Annotated in this window: 11 protein-coding genes; 2 read left to right on the top strand and 9 right to left on the bottom strand. The window is 52.7% G+C overall.

Annotated elements, in window-relative coordinates:
* Positions 1–50: 50 nt before the first annotated feature.
* From INT20_RS09100 to leuS, 5 genes are all read right to left on the bottom strand, one after another.
* Entirely contained in the window at positions 51–980 is a 930-nt protein-coding gene (locus INT20_RS09100; protein WP_193053117.1) for a PA2778 family cysteine peptidase, read from the bottom strand.
* A gap of 10 nt (positions 981–990) precedes the next feature.
* Positions 991–1395, bottom strand: a complete 405-nt coding sequence (locus INT20_RS09105; RefSeq protein ID WP_087107490.1) for a PA2779 family protein — start codon at positions 1393–1395, stop codon at positions 991–993.
* Positions 1396–1498: 103 nt separating this feature from the next.
* A complete protein-coding gene (gene holA / locus INT20_RS09110; protein WP_172118388.1) occupies positions 1499–2566 on the bottom strand; it encodes a DNA polymerase III subunit delta in 1068 nt (355 codons plus the stop codon).
* Positions 2563–3057 (bottom strand): LPS-assembly lipoprotein LptE, encoded by a 495-nt coding sequence (locus INT20_RS09115; protein ID WP_193053116.1) that lies wholly within the window; start codon positions 3055–3057, stop codon positions 2563–2565. Before INT20_RS09115 ends, holA begins: the two co-directional genes overlap by 4 nt.
* A complete protein-coding gene (leuS, locus tag INT20_RS09120) occupies positions 3054–5639 on the bottom strand; it encodes a leucine--tRNA ligase (protein ID WP_193053115.1) in 2586 nt (861 codons plus the stop codon). The genes INT20_RS09115 and leuS overlap by 4 nt, the downstream gene beginning before the upstream one ends.
* A 160-nt stretch (positions 5640–5799) precedes the next feature.
* Between leuS and INT20_RS09125 the strand changes: the two genes are divergently transcribed.
* Positions 5800–6321: a zinc ribbon-containing protein gene (locus INT20_RS09125; RefSeq protein WP_193053114.1), complete on the top strand. Its 522-nt coding sequence runs from the start codon at positions 5800–5802 to the stop codon at positions 6319–6321.
* A 118-nt stretch (positions 6322–6439) separates the two neighbouring features.
* On the opposite strand, the gene INT20_RS09130 is transcribed toward INT20_RS09125, so the two are convergent.
* A complete protein-coding gene (locus INT20_RS09130; protein ID WP_193056809.1) occupies positions 6440–7756 on the bottom strand; it encodes a hypothetical protein in 1317 nt (438 codons plus the stop codon).
* A 109-nt stretch (positions 7757–7865) separates the two neighbouring features.
* On the opposite strand from INT20_RS09130, the gene INT20_RS09135 reads away from it, so the two are divergent.
* Positions 7866–8387, top strand: a complete 522-nt coding sequence (locus INT20_RS09135) for a GNAT family N-acetyltransferase (protein ID WP_087107479.1) — start codon at positions 7866–7868, stop codon at positions 8385–8387.
* Positions 8388–8587: 200 nt separating this feature from the next.
* On the opposite strand, the gene pgaC is transcribed toward INT20_RS09135, so the two are convergent.
* The 3 genes from pgaC to pgaA are packed head-to-tail and all read right to left on the bottom strand — an operon-like array spanning position 8588 to position 14219.
* A complete protein-coding gene (gene pgaC / locus INT20_RS09140; protein ID WP_192528027.1) occupies positions 8588–9838 on the bottom strand; it encodes a poly-beta-1,6-N-acetyl-D-glucosamine synthase in 1251 nt (416 codons plus the stop codon).
* Positions 9835–11796, bottom strand: coding sequence for a poly-beta-1,6-N-acetyl-D-glucosamine N-deacetylase PgaB (gene pgaB, locus INT20_RS09145; protein ID WP_193056810.1), 1962 nt, complete (start codon positions 11794–11796; stop codon positions 9835–9837). The genes pgaC and pgaB overlap by 4 nt, the downstream gene beginning before the upstream one ends.
* On the bottom strand, positions 11793–14219 hold the full coding sequence (gene pgaA, locus INT20_RS09150) for a poly-beta-1,6 N-acetyl-D-glucosamine export porin PgaA (RefSeq protein WP_193056811.1): 2427 nt from the start codon (positions 14217–14219) through the stop codon (positions 11793–11795). Before pgaA ends, pgaB begins: the two co-directional genes overlap by 4 nt.
* Between the last annotated feature and the right edge of the window lie 4 nt (positions 14220–14223).

A 14223-nucleotide genomic window follows, 5' to 3' on the forward strand; every position in this document is an offset into this window, starting at 1 on the left:
ATCGCTGTGTAAAAGGGGCCACCAGAAATTGCGTGGCCCCTTTTGTATACTTAATATTCATCCAGTAACTGCTGCGCGCGTGCCTGCCAACTGCCGTCTATTGATGCTGCCTGCATCAAGGCGTTGCGTGCTTCGTCGGGCTTATCCTGTTGCAGCAGCAAAATCCCCAGGTTGAGCCAAGCGGCCCCCATGTGTGCATCGTGCTGGGTCGCTGCATCAAAGGCTGTCATCGCTTCCTTGGGCTGGCTGTCGGCGTACAGCGCGTTGCCCAGCGCAAACTGCGCCAGTGGGTCAGTTGGGTAGCGGTTAACCAGGGCTTGCCAACTGCTTAGAGCTTCTTTGGGGCCGTGAGCTTCTTCGTAAGCGCTAATAGCCTCCAGTGCATTACGGGCACTAATGCCTTCCGGCAGAGTGCCGGGGTTGGCCACAATAAATCCCCAGCGACCACTGCGCGCCCAGGTCGCATCAAAGCGGCTAAACGACAACGTATGTCGCTCACGTTCACCACTGCGCAGGATGAGCGTTTCATCAGGCAAATCAAATCCGATAGCCACCGCGTAGTGCCACATGGGATAAATAGGCAGTGACAGGTTCTGCATCACCACGACTGGGTCGCCGTTAGCCAAATGATTTAACAGTGCATCCATGGTACCGCGAATGGGGTAGGCAAGCTGTTGGTGGCGGCGAACGGTGGACAGCATTTCAGGTTGAACGCTACCGTCACGCCCTGGCAAGAATACTTGCGGAATCAGCTGGTCAACGCCCACCTCAACGCCTTGGTAGTTCAACACCATGGCAAGCGTTGCCGGGCCACACTGGTACTCGCTTTGGGCAAAAAACGGCACGGCACGATTTTCTACCTGAGGGGTCAAGGCTTCGTAGGTGCTGTCGAGTAAAATGGGGCTGCGGGCACAGGCAGAAAGCAGTAGGGCGAGCATAAAAACGCCCGCAAAGCGGGCGTAGGGTAACAATGTTTTCATAGTGACTGGCTTAGCGGGTAAACGGATAAACGTCGGTTAAACCGAGAATATCAGTAATCAGCAAAATGATGAAAACGGCAAACAGGGCACCGATAACACCGCCGCCTGCACCGGCAGGCAACTGATCAAGCTGCTGAGCCATTTGCTGTGCTTCGGCATCGCTTAGAGCGGCAACGCGGGCGTCTACCTCATCAAGATCCACACCCTGCTTTAGCAGTTGGTCCTGTACATCGGCACGGGCCAGAATTTCGTTTATCCGCTCACGGTCAGCGCCGACACGATCACCTGCTAAAACAGACTGAGTTGAAACTAAATCCATGGATTGGGGGGCGGCAGGCGCAGCAGCGACGGGCAGGCTGGTGATCACTAGCGCCGCGATCAAGAGGGTAGAGAGGTAAGCGCGCAATGTTTTCATCGTCTTCTTCCTTAGAGACTGGTCAGGGGTGTCGAGCATTGTGCTGCTCTAATCACTAGTATAGGAATAAAGAGGACAGGCTTTAAGTCTATTGTCCAATATGCTAATTATTTGCACTAATGCGATAGGTCCAGGCTGTTTCAGCAAGAATACCTTTACCGCCCGCCATGGTCATCGCCAAGTCATGAAGGCCAGGCCATAAGGGCACATTAGCGGCCCCTTTAACGGCTAAATCCAGCCGTTGGGCCATCAAAAGCAGCTTGTGCAAACGCTTCATGGGAAGACGCTTTATGGCCTTTTGATAAGCGGGGCGGCGCTTGTCAAAAATCATTGGCTTTTGGGTTTTGCAGGCGTGCTCAAAACTTTGGCCTTGATCCAGGTGCTGATGCAAAGAGAGTAGCGTGCGCAACTCACGGCTTAATGCCCATAACACAATGGGTGCTTCGACCCCTTCACTACGCAGCCCCTGCACTATGCGTGAGGCGCGGCTAACCTCACCTTTCAAGCAGGCATCTGCCAGGTTGAACACATCAAAGCGCGAGCTATCCTCTACGCCCTGGGCGATGCTCTCAACGTTTAAGCGGGTACCTTGCGGATGAATCAGCGAGAGTTTTTGAAGCTCCTGATCAGCGGCCAGCAGGTTACCCTCAGTGCGTTCACCCAGTAGGCGCGCAGCCTCAAGGTCAATCTGCAAGCCATGCATTGATGCTCGATCACGTAGCCAGTAGCCCAGGCGAGCATTATCTACGGGCCATACGGGGACAAACAGGCCGTGCTTATCAAGGGCTTTAAACCAGGCACTTTTCTGCTGTTTGCCATCCAGCTTACCCATGCTGAGTAGCAGTAGGTCGTCGCTGTTTGCGATGGTTTCAGCGTACTGCGCTAGTGCTTTGCTGCCTTCCTGGCCCAGTTTATGGGTGCCCAAGCGAACTTCCATCAACTTGCTGGTTGCAAATAATGAAAGGTTGCTGGCGGCCTCCAGTAAGCGGCCCCAGGCAAAGTTGGCATCTACGTCCAGTACTTCGCGCTCTTCAATACCGGCCTGGCGTGCGGCGGCACGTACTGCATCACAGGCATCGCGGTGCTGGAGCGGCTCATCGCCCGCTACGATGACGACCTTAGGCAGCGCTTTACTTAAGGCACCCGGCAATTGGTCGGCAAAAACCTTCACTCAACACCCTTAATGTTAACCAAGCGCTCCACAATACGTTGTGCTAGCTCCCGGGCAAGCGATCGCTCTGCTTCGTTGAACAAGGTTTCACGATTGAGCAAATCATCATCGTTAACACGTATGGTTCTGCTGACAGATACGTTACTGCCGTTAAGCGCATAGGCATTGGTCTGACGCTGCTGCACCGAGAGCGTTGTGCTTAGCACCAGCTCGTGTTCACGGCTGGCACGACTATCGCTACCAATACGTCGCTCCAGTAAGGAAGGGGTGCCTAACGTGACGCGCCAGGGCGCGTCAGGTCTCATCTCCGTTCCTAACTGTGTCAGGCGTGCACGTAGCTGCTGGGCCGTGGTGCTATTAATGTCTCCTTCCAGCGTCAGCGCGGGCAGGCTGGGCATGGCGCTATGGCCGCGCAGATGAAAGCCACAACCGCTGAGTAGCACCGCCGCTGAAGCGGCGATGCTGGTTGTCAAAAATGTGCGTCGATTCATCCGCTTACCACAATGTTTACCAGCTTGCCTGGCACGACGATCACTTTACGGACCGTTTTGTCTTCCAGGTGGCGCTGGACGTTTTCGTTTTCCATCGCCAGTTTCTCGATGGCTGCTTTATCTGCACTAGCCGGTGCTTCCAGGCGCGCACGCAACTTACCGTTTACTTGCACGACAAGTTCAATGCTATCGCGAGTAAGCGCTGCTTCATCAAGCACTGGCCACTGCACTTCAATAGCGGGCTCTGCATGCCCCAGGTTCTGCCACAACTGATGGCACACGTGCGGAGTGATTGGGGAAAGCAGCAAGATACATGCTTCCAGCGTTTCACGGCTAACCGCTAAACCAAGCTCAGAGGTGTCATCAAACTTGCCAAGCGCGTTGGAAAGCTCCATGACTGCAGCGATAGCGGTATTAAAGGTAGTGCGGCGGCCAATATCGTCGCTGGCTTTCTTGATGGTTTCATGCGTTTTTCGACGCAGTGCTTTTTGGTCATCATTAAGCGCATCAACCTTCAGCTCACCTGGTGTGCCGGCTTCAAGATGCTCGCTCACTTGGCGCCAAATGCGCTTGATGAAGCGGTGCGCACCTTCAACACCTGAGTCAGACCATTCCAGCGACTGCTCGGGCGGGGCCGCAAACATCATGAACAAGCGGACAGTATCAGCACCGAACTTGTCGATCATCGACTGCGGATCAACGCCGTTATTTTTCGACTTGGACATTTTTTCGATGCCGCCCATCTCAACCGGCTGACCATCACTTATCAGGATAGCGCTTAGCGGACGGCCTTTCTCATCACGCTGAACGTCGACATCGTCCGGGTTGAACCACTGTTTGCCGCCGTTATCGGTATGGCGATAGTAGGTTTCCGCGATGACCATGCCTTGGGTAAGCAACTGCTGGAAGGGCTCATCAGAATCCACCAGGCCAAAGTCGCGCATCAGCTTATGGAAGAAACGTGCGTATAGCAGGTGCAAAATGGCGTGCTCGATACCGCCGATATAAAGATCAACCGGTAACCAGTAGTTGGCGCGATCATCCAGCATGGCGTCATGGTTATCGGCGCAGCAGAAGCGCGCAAAGTACCAGGAGGACTCCATAAAGGTGTCAAACGTATCGGTTTCACGTACCCAACCATCGCCCAGGTCGGAAAACTCAGGCATTTTCTTGAGCGGTGAGCCGGAGGCGTCAACCGTCACTTCCATGGGCAGTGATACCGGGAGCTCTTCATCGGTCAGCGGAACGGTCTGGCCTTCCGGGCCGTATTTAACCGGAATCGGCGCCCCCCAATACCGCTGGCGGGCAACCCCCCAATCGCGCAGGCGATAGTTGGTTTTAACCTTGCCACGGCCCATTTCGGCAAGTTTTGCGGCAATCGCGTCAAAGGCCTGCTCAAACGCCAAGCCATCGAACTCACCGGAGTTGATCAGCGCACCATGCTCAATATACGCGGCTTCGGAAAGGTCGGGCGTATTGCCGTTTTCATCGGCAATAACAGGTTTAATATCGACACCGTACTTGGTGGCGAACTCCCAGTCGCGCTGGTCGTGGGCAGGTACTGCCATGACAGCGCCGGTGCCGAACTCCATAAGTACAAAGTTGGCCACAAACACCGGAACTTTAGCGCCGCTAAGCGGGTGAATGGCGACATGACCGGTGGCCATGCCAAGTTTCTCTTTAGTGGCCATTTCAGCTTCTGAGGTGCCGCCTTTGGCGCACTCTTCACAGAAGGCTGCCAGCTCTGTATTTTGTTCTGCCGCCTGTTTGGCAAGCGGGTGGCCAGCGGCTACCGCGACGTAGGTAACCCCTGACAGCGTATCCGGGCGAGTGGTGTAAACGGCTAGTGGTTCAGCCGCGCTACCGTCTGCCGCTTCGATATCAAACGTCAGCTCAACACCACGCGATTTACCAATCCAGTTGCGCTGCATGGTTTTGACCTGCTCAGGCCATTCTACTTTGTCCAGGTCGGTCAAAAGCTCATCGGCGTAGTCGGTGATCTTCAAGAACCACAGCGGAATTTCCTTACGCTCAACCAGCGCACCTGAGCGCCAGCCGCGGCCGTCAATGACCTGCTCATTGGCAAGTACGGTCTGGTCAACCGGGTCCCAGTTCACTGTGGACATCTTCTTGTAAACCAGGCCTTTCTCGACCAATTTGGTAAAGAACCACTGCTCCCAGCGATAGTAGCTGGTATCGCAGGTGGCGAATTCGCGGCTCCAGTCGTAGGCAAAGCCTAGCGCCTTCAACTGGTTGCGCATGTAATCAATGTTTTGGTACGTCCATTCCGCAGGCGGTACCTGGTTTTGGATCGCTGCGTTTTCCGCAGGCATGCCAAACGCGTCCCAGCCCATGGGCTGCATCACATTTTTACCCTGCATGCGCTGGAAACGTGAAACGACGTCACCGATAGTATAGTTACGCACATGGCCCATATGCAGCTTGCCGCTGGGGTAGGGGAACATGGATAGGCAGTAAAACTTCTCGCGGTTCGCGTCTTCTACTGCTTTGAAGCACTGATGTTTGTCCCAGTACTGCTGGGCGTCACGTTCAATTTCACGAGGGCTATAGTGTGCGTCCATCGGTTTTTTTAATGCCTTGGCGTATTCGCCCAATAGGGCGCAAAGTGAATGGTAGATGACGACTGTCAGATAAGTAGTGTCGATTGTATCCTATGAAGGGGTATCCTTGAACGGCAAGCTGATGATAGGAAACACCTGCGTCGACAAAAGGAGAGGCATCATGAGTGAACAACACAATGACCACCGCTTGCGCGAAGGCTATGAGCGCTTGCTGGAGCGCATGCAGCATGGCGCAAATGACTTAACCTGGGACAACCTGCAAAAGGATTTAGACGACGCAGTCGCTTTTGAAGCGGAGTTTGAAGAGTACACGAAAGATGAGCTGGCCCTGCTGCGTGCTTGGGTTGAGCGCGACTTAAAAGATATGCGCCACTACCTGGCAGATACCGGGATGCAGGTCGCTACCTGGTTGGGTGTCGATATCAGCGGGCTTTCACGTCGCGTTGCGGAGTCGCTACTTTCCATCGCAGATCGAAGCATTGTAGAGCGTGAACGCTTTGATGACGATCTTGAGGCGGCTCGGGCAGATTACTGCGAAGGTGAAATGGCAGCACCAGGTTTGATGGCCTGTGTCCACTGTGATGCCCAGGTAATGCTGCCCCATGTGGCGCGCCTTGAGCCTTGCCATCAATGTGGTCACCGCTACTTTTATCGGTTTCCCAGTAAGATTATCGAAACCTGAGCATCTCTCTAACCGCTAACAAACGGTGTGGGCAGCGAGGGCGGATCAGAGCAGGGGCTCGCCGAAGGGTGCTGCCCCTGTTGCGTTGGTAATTCCGTGTGATGCAATAGGCGATGAGCTATGTCACCAGATAGCTCATCGCCGTGATTGAGGCTAGCGAAAGTAGACTCATCACCGCTGCATAAAGAAGATTGTTCTTCATCATGTGGTAACCGTTGATCCCGTAGCGGCCCTGAAGGCTTAGGTTAATCCCTGATAAAGGCCCGACGCTGGTGCCCACGGCCCATGAACATAAACAGACAAACGCAAACAGAGTGTGCTCTCCACCGTGCAAACTTACGATGGAGGCCAGCACCGATACCCCAATAATTGGATGGAGCCCCACCAGCGCACTCAGCACAATGCTGAGAAAACTGATCATGCCTTGCTGCGCGCCAAAAGTTTCGAATAGCGTCCAATCGTTGCCCGCTACGGCAGCCACAAGCGCTGAAAGCCCCAGCGTAAAAAGCCCCGCCGCTAAAAACAGCGAGACTTCTCCTCGCATGGCCGGGAGCCGTGTGGTGGTGTGTTGGCGAACACGCCACAACGTATAGCCGATGCCTTCGCGCAGGTTATAGATCAAGGCAACGGCCGGGATCAAAAAAGTAATAATGCCAACGATTGAGAGCCTGGGCGTTAGCCAGAAATGAAACACCATGACCAACAAGGCCATGATCACGGGCATTAGCAGGCTGCGCGGTGCCAGAGAAAAGCCATACACCTCACGTAAATCAAATCGACGGCCAAGTTCAAGCGTCGTTAGCAACCCGGAAATCATTGCTAATGGGAATCCAAAGAGTGCCACGTAGGAGTACTGCATCTGCGGTGCGAGTGCGATCACTATTCCCATGGAAGCAAAAAACGGTGACCATAGCGCGGCACTTGACAGCCCTCGATTCAATGCCAGGTACTGTGGAATCGTTAAAGGAGCCGTTCGTGCCAGTCGGTCACCGACCATAATAACGGTCGATATATTCAAAATCGTGCCCAGAAAATGCACGCCAAGCCAGGTACGTAATACGCCGCCACTGCCCGTTAAGCGTTTGCCAGGCGCTTTTTTTCGCCCTTGCTGTTTACCTACCAGGGAAATAAAGCTGACGCCTACCAGCATGGCCACTACAAAGGCATTGCCCTGCAGCATTGCGGGCCAATCCACGTGGTCATGGTAATAAAAACGCGCCACCAGCAGCATTAATATGCCCAAAACCATCAACACGCCGGCCTGAAAACGTGAGCGCTTGGGAATGTCCTTCCACAGCAATATCACGGCGAGCCACAACAAATAGCTCACTGCGTGCGCCGTGTTTATCAGACCGGTAAACCCAAGAACCTGTGCGATCAACCCAAGCAGAATCAGCACACCCGCCAAGCGCTGCCGAAAAGTCGTTTCTTGCATGCTAAACCCTTAAAGTGAATTAGCAGGCTAATAGGGTTGGTGCTGAAAGGCTAGTCGCAGCCGATATGCTATCAATAAATTGATGAGGTTTTTAATGAAAATAAGGTCAATGAACATCGCTGATTTGGATGAAGCTGCAAGCGTCCATTCACTGGCATTTCCTCGCCAAACGCATTCGTATGAATGGTTGGAATGCAGTCTCAGTGCCTCTCCTCGATTTCTTTGCTTTGTCGTAGAGGAGGAGTGTAGCGTTATTGGATATATTGTTTGGATGCAAAAAAGCGGCTTCCGCCCGGAGGCGGTTCTGGAGTTAGAGCAATTGGCAGTATTGCCAAATCGTCAAGGTAAAGGGGTTGGGAAAAATTTAATCGAAAATTCACTCCCTTTGGTTAAAGAGCAGCTGGCAAAACAGGGTTCCACGTTAAAGCACGTATTGGTCACCACTAGAGCGGATAACGTTGCTCAACGATTATATAGATCCACATTAGGCGCTGAGATTGAAGCCACTATTAGTAATTTATATTCATCAGACGAAGTGTTGATGATTGCGCGTAATGTTAATGGTGTTTCACAATGCGGGTATACAGGTATTGGTTGTAAACCGCCCAGCAATGAAAAAGCAGAAAGGTAACGACAAATCCAGAGGCGACGACTTTGATCATAAGGGAGCCATAAAGTTGTTCCAGAATGGCCTCTTCAATAACAAAGAAGGTGTATAACCTTGCCAGCACGAGTAGCCATAAAATAAGTGTGGCAGCCGTAATAAGGAGGTCGCGGATACGGTAGCCCCAGCCTCGTTGGGAAGGGTTATCAATAATGATAGGCACGAGTTTATTGTTCATGGAAGGGCTCTCCTCGGTCTGGGCTGGTCCAGGTCGCAAGCCTTCCTTGTTGGCGCATGATGGCTTTTGGGAAGGCAATAACAACGGTCGCCATATTGATCATCCAGTAGGCAAATGGGTACCAAATGCTCCAATAAACGCAGCGAAATATCTGTTTGTCGTAGCGACTGTCGATATAAAAACTGACGGTAAATTGGATAAAGCTAATCGCGATAAGAAGGCTGCCAAAATATGAGAATGTCTGTGTTGTGATCGGCCAAGCCGTGGGCTGAGCCGCCAGGGAAATAAGCCAGGCGATAAGTAAAGCGATCACCGAGTAGCACCAGACCACACTGACGATATATTCCAGCATCAATGGCCAGAAGCGCCGATTCCTCCAGCGAATGGTTTGAGAGAAATAACGCAAAACGACTTCTCCACCACCTTGGGACCAGCGCAGCCGCTGCTTAAAAAGCCCGCGCAGCGTTTCAGGCATCAGCACCCAGCACATGGCGCGTGGCTCGTAGCGGACATGGCCGCCTGCCAGCTGCAAACGCCAGCTAATGTCGATATCTTCGGTAATCATATCGGTGTTCCAGCCGCCGACTTTCTCCAGAGCCGTGCGTCTAAATGCACAGATAACACCGGATATGGTAAACACCATGCCGTAGATACGCTGGGCTCGTTTGATAAGACCGATAATCGCGGAAAATTCGCCGGTTTGTATTTTGCCAATAGCCGTTGAACGGGTTCTCACGCGAGGGTTGCCGGTGACGCCGCTTACTTTAGGGCTGCTTATAAAATGCCCCATCATGTAGCTAATAGCGTCGTAATCGAGAATGGCATCTCCATCAATGCCCACAATGATCTCGCCCGTTGCCTCACCCAACCCAAGATTCATAGCGCTAGCTTTACCCTGGTTGGGTTGGTGCAGCACTTTTAACCCAGGATACTCAACCGCGAGCGCTTCAAGCCGACTACCGGTGCTGTCATTGCTACCATCATTAATGGCAACCACTTCTATGTGCGGATAGTTTTGCTTGAAAAGATGATGAACAGTTTCATCGACATTAGCGCTTTCGTTATAACAGGGCAGCAACACCGTGACTGAAGGCGCGTTTTCATCCCATTCAAACGTATCGGGCCAAGGCTGCTTACGTTCCCAATGCACATAAAAGTAGATGCCGCCACAAATCCAGATGGTTGCCATTAGGCTCGGGTAACCAAGCGTGAACATGGCTAGGTAGTCGAGTATGTTCATGGGAGAGCCCTAAAGCGACGTCCAATGGAGAAGGCGGGCTTAATAACACTGATTTCAGGATGGCTTTGAATAAAATCGTCCGGATAGTAACCGATATGTTTGATGCCTTCTTCGCGCAGCAAACGTATCCATTCAGCGATTTCTACGCTGGGGATCGGGGTTTGGGTGCGCCAATCCTGGGTCTGTAATTCAAAGACCAACTGATTGGCATTAACCTGAGAAAGTGAGCGTTGCGCCAGCGCCCGCAGCCATTCGTTAGGGTTGTCTGCTTCTTCCATATAGGGCATGGCCATGACGGCAACAAAGTCGTAGCTCTCTGCGAAATTTTGGATATCCTGGGAGAACCACTGCTGGCTTTCTGGGTTCATTATCGTGCCTGCATAAAGGTTGCGCGCCGTTGTGAATACTTTGTTGTCGGCTTGGCGGTAGTAGTCAGCGGCTTGTGTCAGTTCGTCAGTGAAATTTGTCAAGAACTGGGTCTTATGCCGCGTCCATAGATCCATCAGGTTGTCATCGTTCTTGATCGAGGCCACATCAGCAGGCAGAGAAACCTGTGTATAGGCGGACAGTGCTTCGGGGTTGTTATCTTCAAAATCAGTGAGAAAAGCATCATCGTGGAAGATCAGGCCATCGAATTTCGTCAGCCGTCCGAGGTCTTGATAAATTTCACGGATAATACGACGGTTATTTTCTACATAGGGTGAGAGTCGGCGGTATTGGCCGGGGTTCTCGGCACCCGTCCTAATATCGGTGACATAGCGATGTCCGTCACCAAGATCAAATGAGAGAACGGGCATCCAGGCATAGACTTTTACCTCGGCACGTTTTTTAAGCTGCCAGGCGACTCGGTTGAAAAGGTCGGCTCTTACCGGTAAATGACGATTAGGGAAGTAGAGTTCATCGGCGACGCCGTTGCCATCTGGGTCTGCAAATGCTTGTAAATAAACGGTGCTAATTCCGTAGTTAAAAATTCGTTCAATCAGCCTGTCGAGGTTTCGTTCTTGCTGCACGGGGTCTTCATCAAAAACGTAATCCAAATCAACGTGGACGATACGGAGTTCTTCGGGCTGCCATACGCGATCAGACAGTATTTCATCAATGGTTTGAAGGCCGGTTTCCTGGTCAATGAGGTAGCGGTTAATAGTTCGCATGGCGTCGTTGAGTTGATTGGGCGCACTTAGCAAGCTAAAGGTGTACGTCATCCCGTATTCGCCAGCGATATCCAGCGTTGCTTTGCTATAGGCACCGTAAGGCCACACCATTATGCGAGGAGAGCGACCCAAATGCGTTTGGAACTGCTGCCGGGTTCGCGCCATGTCGTCATGAATTCTTTGAAGATAGGTGGCTTCACTTTCATAGCCGGTTTGGGGGGCCCAAATGCTGGTGACAGAGGCGGCTTGCTCGTTACCCATCGGGTTTCCCTTAACGCCATAGTGTAGACGGTAGGTATGCGAGGCAATTTCGACCAAGGGCGATTCATCAAGCGTTCGGACCTGCTCCCAGGTTAAGAAACGTTCGCGAGGCAAGGTTGTATTGCCATAGGGAACTTGCCCGCCGGCGGGAACATCCATCCAGCTTCCCACCACCGCTTGAATAGCCGGAAAGTTATAGAGTTTGAGTAGCGGAAAAACGATGTCATAAAAGCTGCGGTACCCATCATCAAAGGTAAGCAGTACGGCCTTTTCGGGGAGCGGCGGCCCACCAGCCTTGGCGTCGATAATTTGTTGAAGGCTAACAGGATGGTAGCCGCCTGTTGCCAGCAGGTTAAAGTGCTCAATTAAACGGCTTCGGGTAATGGTTTGTGAGTAGATGGGTAAATCGGGGGTAACCGCCGTATCAACAATGTCATGATAGCTGATAACCACGTAATCACCGGGCACCCGGGCTGCGTGGGCACTTTGAAGGCTTAGCATGGCCAGCAAGGCAGCGCTAATTACAAAAACACGCCAATGTTTCATAAGAACCTCCATATAAAGCTGGCCTCAATGCGGTTGTCATATTCAGGGGTGCCGTCGTAAACGGATCTTTCTCTGAAAATGCCATATTCAATATTGAACGTGGGTGCTAATTGCCACTGATGCTCGTAACCCAGCGACCAGGTGTTTTCGCTGCCATTGTCTTCTTGCCAGTAGCGTCCGGAGCCTAGCGATAGGGTCTGAATAAACGACTGTCGATAATCGAGGGGGAGTTCATAATTTAGTGATAAAACACCACCGAGGTTGGCGTCTCGACGTGGGTTGAAGTAGCTGGCCTCAACCTCATCGTTGCGTGACGTGGTGGTATACACTTCACCGTTAATTTGCCAGCGATCAAGATGATAGAGTGTTTGGTTCCAGTAGCCATAGACAGATTGGCGCAGATTGTTGTCTTCAAAGTCGGTCACCATCAGGCCGATCGCTCCTGCGCCGCGCTCATCATGACGATAGGCGATCTCTCCGCGATATCGGTCGGCATTAATGCCGTCACGCAACGCCCGTAAAGGAGTGTCTGGTGTGTTAAGTTCGATACCCAGCGTGGTGGTTAGGTGGTCTGAAGCGGCGTAGCGCAACTCAACCGAGGCCATAAAGTTATTGTTAAGTTGGGCACCGTGCCCGGCGGCAAATTTTATGGTCGCTGGGTGTAAGTTCCACTCATAACCCGCTATGTCGTAGGCTGCGTAAAGGTTTGTGTCATCAAATTTCCCATACTGACCGATGCGTTGTGCAAATGCGCGGGAGCCGCTTGTATTACGTGGTCCTTCCAAAAGCACGTCATAGCGCCATTCCCGCGAGGCTTGGGTGCCGCTACCTTGCCCCTCGCTACGCGTTACCGAGCTAGTCAGCTGTGGTGCACGTAGCTCACGCAACGTTCGTACTAGCTCATCCCGGGTTGCGCTGGGTTTGGCTTCGGCGATCTCTTGCGCGGCGGCCGTTGTAGTGCCTTTCCATTGCCCGCGCTCCAGGTTGGCCAGCAGCATCCCATGGCGGGCTGCGTCTTGCTGGTCTGGGGAAAGTAGCTCTGTCGCGCGTAGGTAAGATACTTCCGCTTTTCGTTGCCAGCCTCGGTCTCGTTCAAGGTCACCTTTAACCTGCCAAAGATAAGGGTCGCCAGGTGCCTGGTCTTGATAATTGGCCAAGCGTTCGCTGGCCAAGCCAGCTTGACCACGCCAGGCAGTAAGCAACACGTCAAGTAGCAGGACTTTTTGATAGTTTGGGTTATTGATACGCGTGGTCTGAGTGAAATCCCAGCGCTGTTCGGGTTCGCTCGCACGCCAGGAAGCCAACAGTCGATCAGCATCACGAAAACGCTGAGCGTCGGTATAGCTATAAAAGAGCCCTTCGTTAAGCGGGTCATCAGGATCAGTGCCACGCTGAGGGGTTTGTTGTATCAGGCTTTCGTAAAGCACAATGGCTTCATCAGGGCGGCCCAGGCCATTCAAGGCATACGCTCTGGCCCGGTTCACGTAACTTGGCAACGGGCCATGCTGATGTTGGAGCCTAACGGCGAGGACCTCCGCTTCGGAAAAGTGCCTTAGCTGGGCAAGTGCGACGACTTTGTCATATTCGGCAAGCTTGGCTAATTCCTGGGGGACCGCTGGCGAATCCAGTACCTGGTTTAACTGGGCCAGGCCACTGCGCGTTCTGGGTGGCTGATCCGTCTGAATGCCCAAGCGTATATCAGTAACTGCTTCGTAGTAGACAAGCCAAAGGCGGTCACTTTCAGAGAAAACCGTTGGGTTGTCCTGCATGATGTTACGGGCGGCGGAGCTGGCGCCTAAACCCACTGCCAAGCGGTAGAGTGCCTGTAACTCGCTGGTATTGGCGGGGTCTTGCTCTACCAGTGCTTGCCGAACCTGTAGCTCTTGAACGGCATTCATTGTTTTTGCGGCCAAATAGCCTTTGGCTTCTAGGCCGGCGGTCGTCGTGCCTGCCACTTGGCTATATTGCTGTAAGGCGATATCGGCCAAGGTATAATTAGCCATGTCGGTGTGAACTAACGCTTGCCCAAGCCAACCTTCTGCATAGGTAGGGCTGCGATAGGTAAGCGATTGAAATAGCGAGAGCGCTTTAGGGTAATCACCTGCACTACGCGCTGCACTGCCCAGGTTGGCAAGTTCAGAGTCGCTGTAATCCTGGGGTCGACACGCTGAGCAAACTGCCAGCGCTTCTTCATACCTTGTTGCACGTACCAGCAGGGCTATCAAATCCTCACGAACACGACTGTTTTGTGTTCGATAATAAAGGGATTGTAAGCCATCAATTGACGGCCCCACTGCTCCCTGGCGTGCTTCTATCACCAGGGCTTCCCGCTGTGCATTTATAGTGGTTTGCCCATACACCGTATCTACGCTTAAGCAAGCGAATAAGCAAATGGGTAATAAGGCGCGAGGATGACCGTGCATAGTG

Source organism: Halomonas citrativorans, assembly GCF_014898005.1.
GTDB classification, from domain to species: Bacteria; Pseudomonadota; Gammaproteobacteria; order Pseudomonadales; family Halomonadaceae; genus Vreelandella; species Vreelandella citrativorans.

Coding starts and splice junctions, on each gene's coding strand:
- pgaB (WP_193056810.1), bottom strand. CDS start 11,796: ATGAAACATTGGCGTGTTTTTGTAATTAGCGCTGCCTTGCTGGCCATG.
- INT20_RS09130 (WP_193056809.1), bottom strand. CDS start 7,756: ATGCAAGAAACGACTTTTCGGCAGCGCTTGGCGGGTGTGCTGATTCTG.
- leuS (WP_193053115.1), bottom strand. CDS start 5,639: ATGGACGCACACTATAGCCCTCGTGAAATTGAACGTGACGCCCAGCAG.
- INT20_RS09100 (WP_193053117.1), bottom strand. CDS start 980: ATGAAAACATTGTTACCCTACGCCCGCTTTGCGGGCGTTTTTATGCTC.
- pgaA (WP_193056811.1), bottom strand. CDS start 14,219: ATGCACGGTCATCCTCGCGCCTTATTACCCATTTGCTTATTCGCTTGC.
- pgaC (WP_192528027.1), bottom strand. CDS start 9,838: ATGAACATACTCGACTACCTAGCCATGTTCACGCTTGGTTACCCGAGC.
- INT20_RS09105 (WP_087107490.1), bottom strand. CDS start 1,395: ATGAAAACATTGCGCGCTTACCTCTCTACCCTCTTGATCGCGGCGCTA.
- INT20_RS09125 (WP_193053114.1), top strand. CDS start 5,800: ATGAGTGAACAACACAATGACCACCGCTTGCGCGAAGGCTATGAGCGC.
- INT20_RS09115 (WP_193053116.1), bottom strand. CDS start 3,057: ATGAATCGACGCACATTTTTGACAACCAGCATCGCCGCTTCAGCGGCG.
- INT20_RS09135 (WP_087107479.1), top strand. CDS start 7,866: ATGAACATCGCTGATTTGGATGAAGCTGCAAGCGTCCATTCACTGGCA.